At 59.4% G+C, this 16,561-nt stretch carries 15 protein-coding genes; 10 read left to right on the top strand and 5 right to left on the bottom strand.

The features are described 5' to 3' along the window. Positions 1-29 precede the first annotated feature (29 nt). The 7 genes from PQR42_RS07080 (at position 30) to PQR42_RS07050 (ending at position 9,411) form a co-directional block, all read left to right on the top strand. Positions 30-1,649, top strand: coding sequence for a sugar ABC transporter ATP-binding protein (locus PQR42_RS07080; RefSeq protein WP_408383307.1), 1,620 nt, complete (start codon positions 30-32; stop codon positions 1,647-1,649). Then, a complete protein-coding gene (locus tag PQR42_RS07075) occupies positions 1,646-2,647 on the top strand; it encodes an ABC transporter permease (protein WP_408383309.1) in 1,002 nt (333 codons plus the stop codon). The genes PQR42_RS07080 and PQR42_RS07075 overlap by 4 nt, the downstream gene beginning before the upstream one ends. Positions 2,648-2,834: 187 nt before the next feature. Further along, entirely contained in the window at positions 2,835-3,767 is a 933-nt protein-coding gene (gene rbsK / locus PQR42_RS07070) for a ribokinase (RefSeq protein ID WP_408383662.1), read from the top strand. A 122-nt stretch (positions 3,768-3,889) separates the two neighbouring features. Continuing rightward, complete coding sequence (locus PQR42_RS07065; protein ID WP_408383311.1) at positions 3,890-4,993, top strand: nucleoside hydrolase; 1,104 nt, start codon at positions 3,890-3,892, stop codon at positions 4,991-4,993. Positions 4,994-5,642: 649 nt separating this feature from the next. Next, the gene (locus tag PQR42_RS07060) at positions 5,643-7,316 is read left to right on the top strand and encodes a CHASE2 domain-containing protein (protein WP_408383313.1); all 1,674 of its coding nucleotides are present in this window, start codon (positions 5,643-5,645) and stop codon (positions 7,314-7,316) included. 2 nt (positions 7,317-7,318) lie between these two features. Next, positions 7,319-7,702 carry a hypothetical protein gene (locus tag PQR42_RS07055; RefSeq protein ID WP_408383664.1) on the top strand — a complete coding sequence of 128 codons (384 nt, stop codon included), beginning with the start codon at positions 7,319-7,321 and terminating at the stop codon, positions 7,700-7,702. A 74-nt stretch (positions 7,703-7,776) separates the two neighbouring features. Beyond that, positions 7,777-9,411 (top strand): M48 family metalloprotease, encoded by a 1,635-nt coding sequence (locus PQR42_RS07050; RefSeq protein WP_408383315.1) that lies wholly within the window; start codon positions 7,777-7,779, stop codon positions 9,409-9,411. 264 nt (positions 9,412-9,675) lie between these two features. Here the strand turns inward: PQR42_RS07050 and PQR42_RS07045 are convergent, their stop codons facing one another. The 3 genes from PQR42_RS07045 to pdxR form a co-directional block, all read right to left on the bottom strand. Further along, the gene (locus tag PQR42_RS07045; RefSeq protein WP_408383317.1) at positions 9,676-9,996 is read right to left on the bottom strand and encodes a DMT family transporter; all 321 of its coding nucleotides are present in this window, start codon (positions 9,994-9,996) and stop codon (positions 9,676-9,678) included. 176 nt (positions 9,997-10,172) lie between these two features. Continuing rightward, on the bottom strand, positions 10,173-10,628 hold the full coding sequence (locus PQR42_RS07040) for a carboxymuconolactone decarboxylase family protein (protein WP_408383319.1): 456 nt from the start codon (positions 10,626-10,628) through the stop codon (positions 10,173-10,175). Between the two features lie 124 nt (positions 10,629-10,752). After that, positions 10,753-12,174 carry a MocR-like pyridoxine biosynthesis transcription factor PdxR gene (pdxR, locus tag PQR42_RS07035; protein WP_408204559.1) on the bottom strand — a complete coding sequence of 474 codons (1,422 nt, stop codon included), beginning with the start codon at positions 12,172-12,174 and terminating at the stop codon, positions 10,753-10,755. A gap of 275 nt (positions 12,175-12,449) precedes the next feature. On the opposite strand from pdxR, the gene PQR42_RS07030 reads away from it, so the two are divergent. Then, positions 12,450-13,031 (top strand): LOG family protein, encoded by a 582-nt coding sequence (locus PQR42_RS07030; protein ID WP_408204560.1) that lies wholly within the window; start codon positions 12,450-12,452, stop codon positions 13,029-13,031. Between the two features lie 170 nt (positions 13,032-13,201). Here the strand turns inward: PQR42_RS07030 and PQR42_RS07025 are convergent, their stop codons facing one another. After that, positions 13,202-13,786, bottom strand: a complete 585-nt coding sequence (locus PQR42_RS07025; RefSeq protein ID WP_408383321.1) for a hypothetical protein — start codon at positions 13,784-13,786, stop codon at positions 13,202-13,204. Positions 13,787-13,909: 123 nt separating this feature from the next. Here PQR42_RS07025 and PQR42_RS07020 point away from each other — a divergent pair, with 123 nt between their 5' ends. Beyond that, a complete protein-coding gene (locus tag PQR42_RS07020) occupies positions 13,910-14,452 on the top strand; it encodes a MarR family winged helix-turn-helix transcriptional regulator (protein ID WP_408204782.1) in 543 nt (180 codons plus the stop codon). Positions 14,453-14,514: 62 nt separating this feature from the next. Here PQR42_RS07020 and PQR42_RS07015 read toward each other — a convergent pair whose 3' ends face one another. Continuing rightward, positions 14,515-15,738, bottom strand: coding sequence for an IscS subfamily cysteine desulfurase (locus tag PQR42_RS07015; RefSeq protein ID WP_408383323.1), 1,224 nt, complete (start codon positions 15,736-15,738; stop codon positions 14,515-14,517). Positions 15,739-16,013: 275 nt separating this feature from the next. Between PQR42_RS07015 and PQR42_RS07010 the strand changes: the two genes are divergently transcribed. Further along, positions 16,014-16,544: a flavin reductase family protein gene (locus tag PQR42_RS07010; protein WP_408383324.1), complete on the top strand. Its 531-nt coding sequence runs from the start codon at positions 16,014-16,016 to the stop codon at positions 16,542-16,544. Positions 16,545-16,561: the final 17 nt, after the last annotated feature.

Raw genomic sequence — 16,561 nt, 5'->3', positions numbered from 1 at the left:
CCTGATTTACGTCCAGCCTGATCACTCTGATGTCCACTCCCATTTCATCCCTTGCTGACGCAGCGCCCGTGCTGCGCGTTCACGGTATCGGCAAGACCTATGCCGAGCCCGTGCTCGCCGATGTCTCGCTGGAATTGCGCGCGGGCGAAGTGCTGGCGCTGACCGGCGAAAACGGCGCGGGCAAGAGCACCTTGTCCAAGATCATCGGCGGCCTCGTCACGCCGACTACCGGTTCGATGACCCTCGGCGGCGCGGCCTACACGCCGGCCAGCCGCAAGGACGCCGAGGCGCTCGGCGTGCGCATGGTCATGCAGGAACTGAATCTGCTACCCACTCTCTCGGTGGCCGAGAACCTTTTTCTGAACCGTTTGCCGCAGCGCGGCATGTTCGGCTGGATCGACCGCGCCAAACTGCGCGAGGACGCGCGGCACGCCATGGCGCAAGTCGGCCTCGACGCGATCGATCCCGACACGCTGGTCGGCACGCTCGGCATCGGGCATCAACAGATGGTCGAGATCGCGCGCAATCTGATCGGCGACTGCCGCGTGCTGATTCTCGACGAACCCACCGCGATGCTGACCGCCCGCGAAGTCGATCTGCTGTTCGAGCAAGTCGAGCGGTTGAAGGCGCGCGGCGTCGCGCTGGTGTACATCTCGCACCGGTTGGAAGAGTTGAAGCGGATCGCGAGGCGCGCTGCCGTGTTGCGCGACGGCCGGCTCGTGCATGTCGACGAGATGGTCAATCTCACCACCGACCGTCTCGTGACCCTGATGGTGGGACGCGATATCGGCGACCGGATCGATCTCGGTGAGCGGCGCATCGGCGAGGTGGCCTTCAAGGTCAGCGGCATGACGCGCGAGCCGGTGGTGCGCGACGTGTCCTTCGAGGTCAAGGCCGGCGAGATTTTCGGCATCAGCGGACTGATCGGCGCCGGCCGCACGGAGCTGATGCGACTGATTTACGGCGCGGACCGCGCCGACGCCGGCACTGTGTCGGTCGGGCGTGAAGGCGGCGCACCCGCGCCCGTGACGATCGCCTCGCCGTCGGACGCCGTGAAGAACGGCATCGCGCTGATCACCGAAGATCGCAAGGGCGAGGGACTGCTCCTGACCCAGCCGATTGCCGCCAACATCTCCCTGGGTCACTTGCGTTCGGTGTCGAGCAAGGGCGTGGTGGACGGCCGTCGCGAGGCGGCGTTGGCGCACCGGCAAATCGACGCCATGCGCATTCGCAGTTCCGGGCCGTCGCAACCGGTGTCGGAGTTGTCGGGCGGCAACCAGCAGAAGGTGGTGATTGGCCGGTGGCTCGCGCGCGATTGCACGGTGCTGCTGTTCGACGAACCGACGCGCGGCATCGACGTCGGCGCGAAGTTCGACATCTATGCATTGATGGGCGCGCTGGCTCGCGAAGGCCGCGCGCTGGTGGTGGTATCGAGCGATCTGCGCGAATTGATGGCGATTTGCGACCGGATCGCGGTGATGTCGGCGGGACGCATGACGGGCTTGTTCGAGCGCGGCAACTGGACTCAGGACGCGCTGCTGGCTGCGGCATTCGCGGGCTACGCGAAACGCGATGACATGCTGCACGAGCCGATCGAACCCGACGCGAAGGCGCCCGACGAAAGCAAATTAGTGGAGTATCGAGCATGACCGTGGAAACCAGCCTGCCTACGCTGCAGAACGAACCACCCAAAAACGCGAAGCCGCTCGGCACGCGACTCGGATTTTCGAACTACCTTGGATTGCTCGGCGCGCTCCTCGGGATGATCGTGTTGTTCTCGCTGTTGAGTTCGCACTTCCTCACCTACGACACGTTCAGCACGATCGCGAACCAGATTCCCGATCTCGTCGTGATGTCGATCGGCATGACGTTCGTGCTGATCATTGCAGGCATCGATCTGTCGGTCGGCTCGGTGCTGGCGCTCGGTGCGGCGCTCACGAGCGTCGCGGCCTTGCAGTGGCATTGGCCGGCGCTGCCCGCGGCCTTACTCGGCATGGCGGGCGCGACGCTGACCGGCTGCGTGACCGGCGCGATTACCGTGGCGTGGCGGATTCCGTCGTTCATCGTGTCGCTCGGCGTGCTCGAAGCGGCGCGCGGTCTCGCGTATCAGTTGACCAACTCGCGCACGGCTTATATCGGCGACGCCTTCGATTTCCTCTCCAACCCGGTCGCGTTCGGCATTTCGCCGGCGTTCATCATCGCCATTGTCGTGATGGTCGCCGCGCAGTTCGTGTTGACGCGCACCGTTTTCGGCCGCTATCTGATCGGCATCGGCACGAATGAGGAAGCGGTGCGGCTCGCGGGCGTCAATCCGCGGCCCTACAAAATCGCCGTGTTCGCGATGATGGGTCTGTTGGCCGGCCTGGCTTCCCTGTTCCAGATCTCGCGGCTCGAGGCTGCGGACCCGAATGCTGGGCAAGGCATCGAATTGCAGGTGATCGCGGCGGTGGTGATCGGCGGAACGAGTTTGATGGGCGGGCGCGGTTCGGTGACGAGCACCTTCTTCGGCGTGTTGATCATTTCTGTGCTGGCCGCGGGTCTCGCGCAGATCGGCGCGACCGAGCCGACCAAGCGCATCATTACGGGAGCCGTGATTGTCGTGGCTGTCGTGCTGGATACTTATCGAAGCCGGCGTCGCGCCGCATAATTGGACCATTTCGTGGATGGTCAGCAACTTTGTATGGGACCAGAGTAAGTGCTGAAGCGCTAGCTCCGGTCGACAGCTTTGCATGGGACCAGAATAAGCGCTAAAGCGCTAACTCTGGTCGACAGCTTTGCATGGGACCAGAGTAAGGCGCTAAAGCGCCAACTCTGGTCGACAGGAGAAAATGAAAGTGTCGAAAGAAACGAAGCAGGGCCGGGTGCTGGTAGTGGGCAGCATCAATACGGATCTTGTCGCCCGTGCGCCGCATTTGCCGCGCCCCGGCGAAACGATTGGCGGACATGAGTTCTCGCAGGTTGCCGGCGGCAAGGGCGGGAACCAGGCTGTCGCCGCCGCGCGCATCGGCGCGCAGGTGGCCATGGTCGGCTGCGTCGGCAAAGACGCGAACGGCGCGCAACGGGTCAAGGATCTGGAAACGGAAGGGATCGACTGCAGCGGAGTCGAGGTCCATCCGAGCCAGCCGACCGGTGTCGCCATGGTGACGGTGTCGGACGACGGGCAGAACACCATTGTCGTGGTTGCCGGCAGCAATGGCGAACTCACGCCGGAGAGCGTGGCTCGCCATGAAGCGGCCATCAAGGCTTGCGATGTCGTGGTGTGCCAACTGGAAACGCCGTGGGATTCCGTTCACGCGACGCTCGCGCTGGCTCGGCGGCTGGGCAAGATCACCGTGTTGAACCCCGCGCCGGCAACTGGGCCGTTGCCGGCGGAATGGCTGCCTCTCGTCGACTACCTTGTGCCGAACGAGGTCGAGGCCGCCATTCTGGCCGGCCTGCCGGTCGAATCGCAAAGCGGCGCGCGGCGCGCAGCGACGGAGTTGCAACAGGGCGGCGCGCGCAATGTGATCGTCACGCTCGGCGCGCAGGGCGCTTATCTACTGGTCGAGGGCGGCGAGGGCATGCATTTCCCCGCGCCGCAGGTGCAAGCGGTCGACACGACTGCGGCCGGCGACACTTTTATCGGTGTCTTTGCCGCGCAACTCGCCTCACGGCAGCCGCTGGAAGGCGCGATCAGCCTCGCGCAACGCGCGGCATCGATTTCCGTGACGCGCGCGGGCGCGCAGCCGTCGATACCGACTCGCGCGGAGGTCGAAAGCGCAGCCTGACACGGATGCCGGTTGTGACATGAGGCGGTCCGTATTGCCACTTTCGGTGGCTCGACGTTGATTTATCGACACCATCTCGCGATGGTGTTCTCTTGTTAATCACGCTCTCGAATGGACGAAACATGAAATCACAATGCATAGGCATACTGATGATGTCGCTAGGACTGGCCGCGTGCGGAGGCGGCATATCGACCACTGATCCTCTCGCCAATGCGCCGAAGGTCATTATCGATTCAGACTTCAACACGATGGGCGACGATGGCCAGCTTTTCGCCATGACCACGCAGTTGATGGGGCAAGGCAAGGTCAATCTGCTCGGACTCACCGTCGTCACCGGCAACGACTGGCTGCTGCAGGAAGAATCGGATGCGCTCAAGGCAGTGGAGCGCATGGGTGTGCAGAACGTCGTGGGTGTGTACGGCGGCGCCGACTATCCATTGCAATACGATGTGGCGAGTATTCGCGCGCAGCAGGCGGCCAATCCGCAAGGCTATTTTGGCGCGTGGAGCCGGCCGGAACCGACGTCGCAGTCCCAGCTCGTTGCGCCGCCGGATGGGTTCGCCGTGTCGACGAAACTGCAGTCGCAGAGCGCTGCGGACTTCATGATCCAGACCATCAAACGTTATCCGAACCAGGTCACCGTTCTCGAGGTCGGGCCGCCCACCAACCTTGCCACCGCGATCATGAAAGCGCCGGAGATCGTGCCGCTGATCAAGCGGATCGTTTATATGGGTGGTGCGATGGCGGTGCCGGGCAATGCGAACGCGGTGGGAGAACTCAACTGGTGGTTTGATCCGCTCGCTGTGCGCACGGTGTTGCAGACGTCGATTCCACAAGCCGTGATTCCGCTCGATGTGACGAATACGGTGCCGCTGACTCAAAGCGTGTATGACCAGATCGTCAATAATCCGAGCAAGCAGACTGCGGTGACGAGGGCGTATGGGATTGCCAATGCGGGTGCGTTCGCGAGTAATACTGATTTGTTCGATACTTTGACGATCGCGTATTTCCTTGATCCTACGTACGCTACGCAAACGAAGAGTGCTTACCTGGATATCGACACTACGAGCGGTGAAGATCAGGGGCATGTGAAGGTGTATCCCGATCAGCCGGCGGCAGGTGCTTCGCCGCAGAAGATTACGTACGTTACGCAGTTCGATAACAATCAGTTTTTTAGTCTTTATGTTGATCTGCTGACGCGGCCGGTGCCGATTACGTTGCCGTGACGGTGCGCGTGACTCTCGGTCGAACTCGATGGAGGAGTTCTTCCGAGGGTGTGTCTCAGCGCCTGGCTATTTGTTCAACTCCCAGTGCTCCTGGCAAAGCTGGGTATTCAAAGTGGCCCGTGTCGGTTTATCGGCTCGACGCGCGCCACTACCCAAAATTTGTTGCCACTTACGGCCATTCGACGATCGTCACAGCGCGCGTTCGTGCAACCGGAGCGCGCCGCCAATTCCATTTCGCTCGTTGTCGTGTGCCTGATCAGACGCTGGTCGTCTTGATCGCCACGGTGCGCAACAAACCGCAACTGAATAGTCGTAATCCGCCAGCTCTGCGCCGTTCGAAAACTTGGGTCAGGCGTTCGGCTGGCAGTCGGGAGACTGGTGGCGGCGAATTGCTAACTATCGGCTGATCTACCCAGCGAAGACCTTATCTGGGTGAAGTCGGAGTGGTGGCAGAATCTTAGTCATCCAGATAAAAAATAGCATGCGTGCGTCGCGATTGTCTTTATTCATACGAAGCTGATCGCGCAAAAAATTCGTCAATGGCTCCCCCGCTTCGTGTTTACCCGATGAAAATTAAGCTAACGCAAAGACTGAGGATTTTCTAGACTCCTTTCTGTCGTTTCGTTCCACTGAGACTCCAGGCCGGAAAATGGCGACGCAGAACGAAAAACAAGGACCGGCACCTGAAAAGCACGAAGGAATCGGCTGGTGGCATTTGCTCGGGCGCGCCGCTTTGTCAGTTGCGTTAGGTCTCCTGCTTGCTCTCCTGGTGCCAACCCGCTTTACGGAGGAAATGGGTGCGCAGACGATGGCGCGGTATGCTGCGCCTTTCTCTGGCTATTGGTTCGACATCGGCAGCGAGCGTGAACGCGACCACAAAGGCGAACGCGAAATCAAGCGCGAACAGGAGCAAGCGAGCGAGGAGACGGAGGCCGTCTGGAATGACAAGGACATCACCGTACTCGTAATCGACCGCGAGGCTCTTAAGACGCAGCAAGAAAAAGGCTGGCCCGCTCACTACAAATTTTACACCTGGCTACTACGGATTCTCGACAAGCATCGACCCGCGAAGGTCTTTATTGACGTGATTCTTTCGCAGCCCAAAGACGACACGTTCGGCGCCTTCAAGCAAGCGGTCGCGGATCTGGTATCGCACGAGACGAGTGTATATCTGGCTGCCCGCAGGACGGAAGACAACCGGCTTGCCACCAATGACGACTTGGACGAGGCCCCGGAGTTGAAGGCCGTGAAACGCGTCGGCATTGAATTTTCTGCCCATGCGGTTGACCGGCTCGCATGGACCTATCCGCTCGTCTACGCGAAGGAAGAACACAGCAACGAGCAAACAGGAGGCACCAATCGAATCCCGGACAAGGAGGTGAAGTGGCGCAATCCTTCGCAAGGCAATTGTCCATTGAGTGCAGCGTTCGCGATTTACGAAGATGCTTCCGGCAGGGGTGGACTGGAAGCGCAGTGCGATGAGCCCCGATTCATGTCCGTTACCTGGCCACTGGACACGGCTGCGGACGGCCTGCGATGGCTTGAATCCGACGACGAAGAGAGTGAGGCGCGCCGTGGGTTTTGGGTGCGAGCGGACAAGGGCGACCACGACGAGCAGATGTATTGCACTTCGAGCGACAGCGAGTTAAGGCTCCTGTGGCGCGCCGAGGCGCGCGCTTTTTTGCGCTCGACGAGCCGCCCGCTCTGTGTGCACTATCGGACCATCCACGCAAGTCAGCTCGAACTGATGTCTTGTGAGGAGCGCATCGCCGCGTTTCGGCACCGCATTGTGATGATCGGCACATCGTTCGATTATTCCAATGACTTCGTCCTCTCGCCGCTGAACGACCGTATTCCAGGCGTGTTTCTGCATGCCGCCGCACTCGACAACCTTTTTAGTCATCGCGGCAAACTGGACAACATCGAAGCCTGGGAGCCTCATCTCGACATGCCTGCTCTCAGGTGGGGCAAGCTTTTGCTTTTGAGTGGCATTGGTTTCGTCTTGATCTTCCTCTATGCGGCCGTCAAGAAAAAGATTCGGCAAGAATTCAAGGGTTTCTATCACGAGCGCAGCCATTGGAAGAAGCGCTTTTCTTGGCACTGGTGGAGTGCGAAGGTACTCACGGCCGTTTTCAATATCCTATTGTTCGTTGCTAGCGGCGTTGTGCTTGTGACATTTGGCGTGGGGATGATCGTATTCGGCACGCACTTGCATGTGCCGTTCCTTTTGATTGCGCATGTCCTCGCCTGCACGATCGCAGTCGAATGGCTTGAGTGGAGCGAACACCTGTTCAACTGGATCACGGACAGCAAGGAGAAGTGATCATGCAAAAAGTTCGAGATGCGCGGCAGCGGATCAAATACGCTTTCGTGGTCGCAACAACGGCCGCAGTGTTCACTACAGCAAGCGGCGGCATGGCCATCGCTCAAGAGCCGACTTATGTCGACGCGCCGAAACCAGGTGGAACAGTGAAGCTTTACGGCGCGCCGGACATAAAGAGCAGTGCGATTGACGCGCCGACATTGCCGCTTGCCGTGCAGGGCGCTTCCGTCAGCGGCTTTTACCCCGTGAAAGTCGACGGCAAGCCCTATTGGGTGAGGGGCATCGATGTCAAGGTCGTTCGCAACGCACAGGCCGCCCGCTGCAGTAAGTCTGCCGGCGTTCAGGCCGCCGGCACGCTCGGCGCCGCCACCAACCGGTGCCAATAATCATGCATACCGGACGGCGATACTTCTGTGGTGCATGCGCAAGCCTTCTACTCGGCGCATGCGCGGACGTCAAAATGCCAGGTGCCCTGTCGAACCTGAACATCGGTGGTGGTTCATCGAAAGGACCGACGCTCGACACCGTCGGCGCCATTCCGCCGCCGCCTTCTCGCGATTGGCCCGACATCAAACTCGACCTGATGAACGCGCGAGCCGACGGCTGGGGCCTCGTGCCGATGCCCGAGATGGAGGCGTATCTGAATGGCCTGCTCGCGACGATCAAGAAAACCGCGGGCACGCCGAACTATCCGGGCTCGGTGCATATCATCTCCGAGACCGGACTCAACGCGAATTCGAGCGCGGGTGGCAACATCTTCATCTCGGTCGGCTGGCTGCAGTCAGCCGAATCGGAAGACGAGATATTTGCGATTCTCTCTCATGAGTTCGGCCATATCTACCTCAACCATCACGCGATTTTCGACGCGCGCACAGCGGGCGATACGTCGCTTGCCATCGTCTCGCTCGCCTGGACAGTGACGAACAAGTCGCCGACGTCCAACACATGGAGCGGCGTGGACAATATCGCAGTGGTGCAGACACTCGGCACACGCGTGCTGTTTCCCGCCTGGCAACGCAGTGTCGAGGAACAGGCAGATCGGTTCGGTGCGACGATCAGCCTGCGTTGTGGCTATTCCTATGTGGACGGCTTCAAGGCTTTCTTTGAACGCGTCATTGCATACGATCAGGAAGCCAAAACCAGACGTCAGAAGCTGCGCGAGAAGCAACTGCAAGCCGGGCGAGAGAAGGCAGGGCAGCAGGCCGCGGCGCAGGCACGCACTCAGCCGCTCGCGCCGTCCGTCGGCGGCAGTGCAGCGCAAGCGGTAAACCAGCTCAGCAGCATCGGCGAACTGCGCGACGCGGTCGCACAGTACACGTCCGCACGTGCGGGCGCGCAGGCGAGCGTCGCGGAGAATCTCTTCGACGCGCGCGCGGTGATCGACGACCAGATCTCAGCTCAACTCGAAACTTTGCACGACAATCACGGCGATCCAGCCGCTCGCGAAGACAACTTGACCGAACTCGTGCGCCCGATGCTCGGAGATAAACTACCCGATCCACGGATCGAGCCGTGGAACGCCGCCCGCAAGCGCGGTTCCACGCCACTCATTCTGGCCCACTACAAATCCATCTCCGACATGCAAGATCTACAGGCGACAGGCAACTACTCGCAAGCGCTGCAAGTAGCGACGACGATCGCATCCGGCCCCACAGCCGACCATGCTTATCCCGTGTTCCTGTTGTCGAATCTGATGACGCTATCGCGGTCGGGCCAGTCGGATGCGCAGACGCAAGTGCTGCGGCGCAATCTGGGCTCACGCGACCGCTCATGGGCGGTACAGACCAATCTTGCCAACCGTATAGGGCAGAAAGACCCGAAGCAAGGCGAAGCGTTTTTGCTGCAACAGTTCGAGTACTTCGGCCGGACATCGGTGACTTGGCCCAGCGTTGTCTCGTGGTATCGCGAGCATGGGGATATCAACCGCGCCAAGCAGTTGGCTAACACGTGCTGGACGGAGCATCCGGAAATGCGTGCTGCCTGCGTCGCCGCTTCGCAGGCGCCCGCGCAAAAGAAGAGCGACGACCAGGCGGGCGGGTTCAGTAAGGCGGTCGACAAAATGCTCGATCAGGCGAAGGGGTTGTTGCCGAAGTGATGAGTCGTGTGCCAGCAAGGCTTCAGCTCGGTATCCGGTATCATCCCGCCCGACGCGCTGAACGCGGGAAAGTGCGCCGTCAATGTCACTACAGCGAAGCGTATTGCCGTAATGGACGACAGAACGGCGTTAGCGCAAGGCGAGGCGGAAGAATTCAAGAAAGCCGTCGAGGCGGCCGGAGGAAGTATCGCCGTTTCCGAATTTACGAACGACTTCCAAAGCGCTGGGATGTGCCGGTGGCCACTTGACCGTCGGCACTCTCCTTTAATTTCCCGAAACCAACTTGAGTCCGATAACGCCTGCGAGGATAAGAATAATGCAGAGCACCCTCATCGGCGCAGCGGAGTCGCCCAGCATTACGATTCCCAGTATCGCGGTGCCCGCTGCTCCGATGCCGGTCCAGACCGCGTAACCGGTCCCCACTGGCAGCGTACGAAGCGAGATTGAAAGAAGAAAGACACTCGACAGGCCGGTGGCGACCGTGAACAGTGCGGGTGTCAATCGCGTGAAGCCTTCAGACCACTTCATGCCGAAGGCGAATGCGATCTCGAGAATACCGGCGATACTGAGTAATGCCCATGACATGCGTGACAGGTCCGTTCGTTGATTCGCCAGGTGTTGCGCCCGGCGAAGTGGGAGCCACATCCGGCTCGATCCACTGATGCAAATGTGGGCCGGAAAGCGTCAACCCCGGCCACTCCTCGAAGAAGCGAACGCTACCGAGTAGACGTTTCCATGCGAAGCGTCCGCTAATGGGGAACTCAAGCTTTGGAAGCAGCAGCCGGGGGCGTACGGAACGTGATGCCGAATCGATTGAAGGCGTTCATCAATCCAATCGCATATGTCAGATCCGCGAGTTCCTTCTCGCTGAATTCTGCGGCTGCGGCTTCATAGTCAGCGTCGGGAACGTGGGTTTCGGCTACACGTGTCACGGTTTCCGCCCAGGCGAGCGCGACCCGTTCGCGGGTACTGAAGACTTCACCCGAATCGCGCCACACGGGCACGAGTACGAGCTTGTCGACCGTCACGCCAAGCTTGAGCAGATCGCGGGTATGCATATCGATGCAGTATGCGCAGCCATTGATTTGCGAAACACGTAGATACACAAGATCGACGAGTTCTTGTGAAAGGCCGGACTTTTGAAGTGTGACGTACACGCCTCCGAAGGCCTTGTAACCTTCGGGCGAAGCTTTGGCATAGTCGATACGGTGGCTCATGACGAATCCCTTTGTTTAATGATTGAGAGACTCTATCGTGATGCATCTTGGTCTATGGAAGAAGAACCATAAACCGTCTTATTCACCAGGCCATGATTGACTGTCTTGACGGCTGCCGCCACCGTTAAATCAGCTTCAAAATACGTCTGCCAAGATCTTCGGCGGTACGCTGTGTGTCGATATTCGTGAAGCTGAGAAGTAAGGCCGAAGCTCCATCACTGCCCATGGTCCAATCCGTCAACGCTTCCGCGTACAGGCCGTCTTCCCGCATGCGTGCAACGAACCGGCGATCTGAGCGTCGGCCTTGCAATCGCAAGATCAAGTGCATACCCCCTGGTTGCGAATCGATCCGCATGTGTTTGCCCAGCACGCTTTCCAGGCCCGCAACTGTCGCTTCCCGACGCTCGGCATAGAGCTTACGCATCCGTTGAATATGGCGTGCGAAATGCCCTTCCTTGATAAAGGCAGTGACGATGGCCTGCGTAAGTTCCGGGCTGCCACCCGCAAAAGCCTGAATGATCTGCTCAAACCTCTCGACTTGCGTTTCCGGCACGACAAGATAGGCAAGCCGGATACTCGGAAGAAGCACCTTGCTGAACGTGCCCGCATAGAGCACTCGTCCGTCACGGTCCAGGCTTTTTAGCGCAGGCAGAGGACGGCTGACATAACGGTACTCGCCGTCGTAATCGTCCTCGATGATCCATGCGTTATTCCGTGTGGCCCAGTCCAGCAACGCCTGACGCCGGGGCAACGACAAAGATACGCAAAGCGGACTTTGATGTGCAGGCGTGACCACCGCTGCGCGCGCCCGTGGCGCCAGCTTGAGTCCGTCGGAAACGACCATGCCGTCCCGGTCTACAGGCACCGGGACCGCTGTGATATTCATATTCCCCAACAGTTCGCGAGTAGGTGGATAGCCGGGATTTTCAAGCCAAACGCGGTCTCCTGCCTTCAGCAGCGCATGAGCAATCAACGCGATGGTATGACGATATCCCGATGTCACGAATATCTGCGAAGGGGAGCAGTTGATGCCGCGCGAAACCTGAAGATAGGCGGCGATCTCGGCACGCAGTTCCGGCAGGCCATATACAGACGGATGAACCATATCCGATGGTTGCATGGCACGTATGCATCGCGCGCCCAGGCGTGCCCAGATTTTTCGAGGAAACGCATCGACGGCGGGCAAGCCCATCTGGAACGGCCAGATCGAATCCGGACGAAAACTGGGCGCGACAGTGCTGCTATCGGGCCGGGACATCGCACCGACAACCGGCGTTCGCGGTTTGAGGTCTGGCGTCACGATGGTTCCCGCCTGGCCACGTGGCTGGATATATCCCTCGGCGGCTAACAGGGAATAAGCAGCCTCGATAGTGCCTCTTGCCAAACCCAGTTCCTTGGTCAGCGCACGTGCCGAAGGTATTCGATCGCCCGGCTTCAACACCCCGCTGGCGATCGCGGCGCGAAACCGATCATAGATCTGTCGATAAAAAGGGGCGGCCGCTGTCGAATCCAACGGCGAGATACTGCTGCTCTTGGCGACGGGCATATGGACTGGTCAGCCTTGCAAAAACAGTGGAAAGAGATTACGCCATGATGACCCGGAGTGACAATTCGAAGCAAATCAAAACGCTGGTGAGCAAGCTTGCGGAATCATGGATCAGTTCATATGTCGATTCATGGACCTTTTTGACGGACCATGCGGTTCGTAGAATGGCTGCCTGTCTCGCGCTTCAGAGCCGGATCGCGCGTTGGGCGGCCTCGGGACGTTGAGGATTCGAAGCGACGGGGCGACGACCGTCACCATAAGGGAGTTCACGCGATATGCCGACACGATCAATCAAAAGCATTGCCGTGTTTTGTGGATCGAACTACGGCGCCGCAGCAGAGTTCGCTGACGGTGCGCGAGCACTCGGCGACGCTTTGGGAAAAGCGGGAATAACGGTCGTCTATGGCGGAACGACAAAAGGTCTGATGGGCGTCGTCGCCGATGCTGCTTTGGCTGCCGGTGGCAACGTACATGGTGTGATTACCGAAAGCCTGCATCAGCGTGGGCAGTCGCATTCGGGTCTGACTCACCACGAAATCGTGCAGACCTTGCGTAGCCGAAAAGAACGAATGGTCGAGCTTGCCGATGCATTCATCGCCCTGCCAGGAGGCATCGGCACCGTTGAAGAACTGATGGAGGTATGGACGATGAACCAACTCTCGGAGATCGATAAACCTGTAGGTCTATTGAACACTGCCGGTTTTTTCTCAGCGTTTCTGGGGTTTATCGACCATATGGTTGACACGAAATTCCTGCCGGCGGCGCATCGGCATTCGATATCCGTGGATGCTGACGAAAACGCCTTGATAGAACGACTTCACAACTACGCACGTGTCGACGTGCCCAAGTGGCTGTAGCATCTCTTAGGGCCGACCCGGGGCACTGTGAGATCGGCTATCGCCAGCCCCGCACCCATCTTCAATCTCCAGCCAGCGCCCACTCAAACAGTTCACGTTTCGTGCGAACGCCCGTTTCACATACGACTCCGCCGTCCGCGTCCAACCCGCCGACAAATAGATGGAGCTACTCAATGAAACGCGGCGGGTTGTTTGAATGGAAGGGCGAACTCGCCGTCGGAAGACGTAGCGATGAAGCTTGCCAACCTGTCCCGCAGCTCCGCCGGCGGAAGCCACGGATAGAGCAAGGACGCTTGTAGCGCGTTCAACTTTTCCGCACGCGGGTCGGGGACGGCGTCCATGCGTTCGATATGAATGTGTAGCTGGGCGATCCGATCCGCCTTGCCGATCTCGTTTCCGAAGCGCCACTGATACATACCCTTTCCGATCCGCAACGACCCGGTCTCCTTCTGCCGCATGACGACAAGCCACGGCATCGAGCAGGTTCGACCTTCATCCACCTGCGGTTCCGCGCACACATAGTAGGTCCGGCATCGGTCGAAGCGTTCGCCGAAGTCGGAGACAAGCGTTTTGGCGATTGCAGAGGCGCCGAGCACGCGACGGGGAAAATCGATATCGTCGGTTGCAATCGAAAAAGTCAATTCAGCATCAGACGAGAAGCATTCGGATATCAACTCCGGCCGATTCATATCCTTGGCCCGAAGGTAGCATTCAAGCAGTGGCCGGACGGACGAGGCCGAGAGGGAAGTATTCATAGATCTGCCTCAGATCGAAGTGAGAGGAGCCGCGAGGGCCGCTCCGGGCAGGGCGCGCTCACCTTTGAAGTATAATTACCTTTCAAAGGTAAAAGCGCGCGCGGCACTCGGAGTGGAGAGGTTATGGCTAAGAATCAAGAGGAGGTTGTTCTGACGGTAACAAACCCAGCCTGTCTGGTCGACGGCTCGGACGCGGAGTTTCGGCATCTGGTGAACGGATTGCTGCCATTCGCGGCGCGCTTACTGTCGGTTCGGGATGGGTTCGGCACGCTGATCGGCCTCACGGGAATTCAGTATTCGTTGCTTATCGCGATCGCCCAGCTTTCGCATGATGATGTCGTGACGGTCAACCAGTTGGCTGACCACCTGCATTTGAGCGGAGCGTTCATTACCATCGAAACCGGCAAGCTCAAAAAACTCGGCTTGATCGACAAACGGTCCCATCCCGAAGACAAACGCAAGATGCGATTGACCGTCACAACGGCGGGTTCCAGGCTGCTGAAGGAGCTTGCCACGAAGCAGCAGCACATCAACGACGTGCTGTTCGAAGGCGTGACCAAAACCGAGTTCAAGGTGCTCTGTTCGGTGGTGGATCGCCTGGTCGCCAACGGCGATCGCGCCACGCTCGACCTTTCGCACCTGATCGCGCGGCAGGAAAAACGCTAGCGATTCGCCCACCGCTGTCTGGCGTGAAGAAGCGAATCGGCGCGATTCTTCGCGCCGCCCGCTCAATGCGCGGCCCATTGAATCGTGCTCAGATCGATCCCTTCGAGATGCATGTCCCAAAGCGGACTCAGCGCGCGCAGTTTTTCCACGGTGCTTTGCACCTGCAGAATCACCTGGTCGACTTCTTCCTCCGTGGTGAACCGTCCGAGCGTGAAGCGGATCGAGCTGTGCGCCAACTCGTCGCTACGGCCGAGCGCTCGCAAGACATACGACGGCTCCAGCGAAGCCGACGTGCACGCTGATCCTGACGAGACCGCGACTCCCTTGATGCCCATGATCAAGGATTCGCCTTCCACGAAATTGAAGCTGACATTCAGGTTGTGCGGAATGCGGTGCGTCATGTCGCCGTTGACGTAGACCTCTTTCAGCTCTTTCAAGCCTGCCAGCAGCCGATTGCGCAAGGCCCCGACGCGGCGGCTCTCGGACGCCATTTCTTCCTTTGCAATTCGAAACGCTTTACCCATGCCGACGATCTGATGGGTGGGCAGCGTTCCCGAGCGCATTCCCCGCTCATGGCCGCCGCCGTGCATCTGCGCTTCGATCCGGATGCGCGGCTTACGGCGCACATACAGGGCGCCCACGCCTTTCGGGCCGTACACCTTATGAGCCGTCACGGTCAGAAGGTCCACATTCAGCGCATTCACATCAATGGCAATCTTGCCTGCCGCCTGCACGGCGTCGCAATGAAACACGATGCCTTTGGCGCGGCACATGGCGCCGATCTCGGCAATGGGCTGCACGACGCCCGTTTCATTGTTGACCATCATGATCGACACGAGAACCGTGTCGGGCCGCATCGCATTCTCTAGCGTGCCCAAATCCAGCAGGCCGTCCTGCTGGACGTCCAGGTAGGTCACTTCAAAACCCTGTCGTTCCAACTCGCGACACGTGTCCAGTACCGCTTTGTGTTCGGTTTTCACCGTCACGATGTGGCGGCCCTTTCCCTTATAGAAATTGGCCGCGCCCTTGATCGCCAGATTGTTGCCTTCGGTCGCACCGGAGGTCCAGACGATTTCGCGCGCGTCCGCTCCTAGAAGCTCGGCAACCTGGGTGCGAGCCGTCTCCACGGCGTCGTCCGCTTCCCACCCGTAACCATGGCTGCGGGATGCGGGGTTGCCGAAGCTCTCGTTCAGGAACGGAAGCATGGCTGCGACGACCCTCGGATCGACCGGCGTCGTTGCGCTGTAGTCCATATAAATCGGACGAGATGACTGCTTGGTTTGCATGGTTTCTATTCCAGAAGGCCGGTCGATTCGTATTGGGCGAATGCCGGCAGTTGCAGCGAACGGAGTGTAGCGCGGAGTCGAGCGCCTCCTGGCCAACATCCATCCAGCGAGTAGGGTCGTCGTTTCCATGCCATCTTCAAATCGGGGTTTACGATAGCTTGATTAGCTTTATTAAACAGCATGTAATAAAAGCTAAGTAACAAAGCTAATAAACAACGCTTTGTGTGATGAATTCTAGCATCGCCCGATCGGCGGTGCGCTGGAAGGAGGCCGAGATGAGTGAAAGCACTGTGACGTCCAAGGACAACGCGGACATGCAACGTCAGTTCCGCACGGCGTTGTCGATGTTCGCGACAGGAGTGGCCGTGATCACGGCGCCTAGAAACAATGCGCCGCCTATCGGTATCACCGTCGCGTCGTTCAACTCCGTTTCGCTCGATCCGCCCTTGATTCTGTTTTCCGTCGACCGCCGAAACCTGAGCTTGCCCGACCTGAGCGCGGTCGGCACCTATGCCGTGAACGTGCTCGAGGAAGCCCAGCAGGATTTGTCGAACCGCTTCGCCAAGGCGAACAGCGACAAATGGGGAGGCATGGCCGACGTTTCGGAGAAGCGCGCTGACGCGGTTCTTCTGCCCGATTCGCTAGCCACGTTCGAATGCGAACCCTATGCGCAGTACGACGGGGGAGATCACGTCATCTTCGTCGGCCGCGTCAAGAAATATCAAACCCGGTCGGAAGGTCGACCGCTCGTCTTCTTCGGCGGCCGATACCACACGCTCAACGGTGCTCACCAGCCTTCCGCCTGAGCGCATAGCTGCCCCAA

The sequence above is a fragment of the Paraburkholderia sediminicola genome, assembly GCF_046027355.1.
Classification (GTDB): Bacteria; Pseudomonadota; Gammaproteobacteria; order Burkholderiales; family Burkholderiaceae; genus Paraburkholderia; species Paraburkholderia sediminicola_B.
This window is presented reverse-complemented; position numbering and strand designations above follow the sequence as displayed.

Excerpts from the sequence above, each read along its gene's own strand:
- PQR42_RS07065 (WP_408383311.1), top strand. The coding sequence starts at position 3,890 with ATGAAATCACAATGCATAGGCATACTGATGATGTCGCTAGGACTGGCC.
- PQR42_RS07040 (WP_408383319.1), bottom strand. The coding sequence starts at position 10,628 with ATGAGCCACCGTATCGACTATGCCAAAGCTTCGCCCGAAGGTTACAAG.
- PQR42_RS07080 (WP_408383307.1), top strand. The coding sequence starts at position 30 with ATGTCCACTCCCATTTCATCCCTTGCTGACGCAGCGCCCGTGCTGCGC.
- PQR42_RS07010 (WP_408383324.1), top strand. The coding sequence starts at position 16,014 with ATGAGTGAAAGCACTGTGACGTCCAAGGACAACGCGGACATGCAACGT.
- PQR42_RS07015 (WP_408383323.1), bottom strand. The coding sequence starts at position 15,738 with ATGCAAACCAAGCAGTCATCTCGTCCGATTTATATGGACTACAGCGCA.
- PQR42_RS07075 (WP_408383309.1), top strand. The coding sequence starts at position 1,646 with ATGACCGTGGAAACCAGCCTGCCTACGCTGCAGAACGAACCACCCAAA.
- PQR42_RS07030 (WP_408204560.1), top strand. The coding sequence starts at position 12,450 with ATGCCGACACGATCAATCAAAAGCATTGCCGTGTTTTGTGGATCGAAC.
- PQR42_RS07020 (WP_408204782.1), top strand. The coding sequence starts at position 13,910 with ATGGCTAAGAATCAAGAGGAGGTTGTTCTGACGGTAACAAACCCAGCC.
- PQR42_RS07025 (WP_408383321.1), bottom strand. The coding sequence starts at position 13,786 with ATGAATACTTCCCTCTCGGCCTCGTCCGTCCGGCCACTGCTTGAATGC.
- PQR42_RS07050 (WP_408383315.1), top strand. The coding sequence starts at position 7,777 with ATGCCAGGTGCCCTGTCGAACCTGAACATCGGTGGTGGTTCATCGAAA.
- PQR42_RS07055 (WP_408383664.1), top strand. The coding sequence starts at position 7,319 with ATGCAAAAAGTTCGAGATGCGCGGCAGCGGATCAAATACGCTTTCGTG.
- PQR42_RS07060 (WP_408383313.1), top strand. The coding sequence starts at position 5,643 with ATGGCGACGCAGAACGAAAAACAAGGACCGGCACCTGAAAAGCACGAA.
- pdxR (WP_408204559.1), bottom strand. The coding sequence starts at position 12,174 with ATGCCCGTCGCCAAGAGCAGCAGTATCTCGCCGTTGGATTCGACAGCG.
- PQR42_RS07045 (WP_408383317.1), bottom strand. The coding sequence starts at position 9,996 with ATGTCATGGGCATTACTCAGTATCGCCGGTATTCTCGAGATCGCATTC.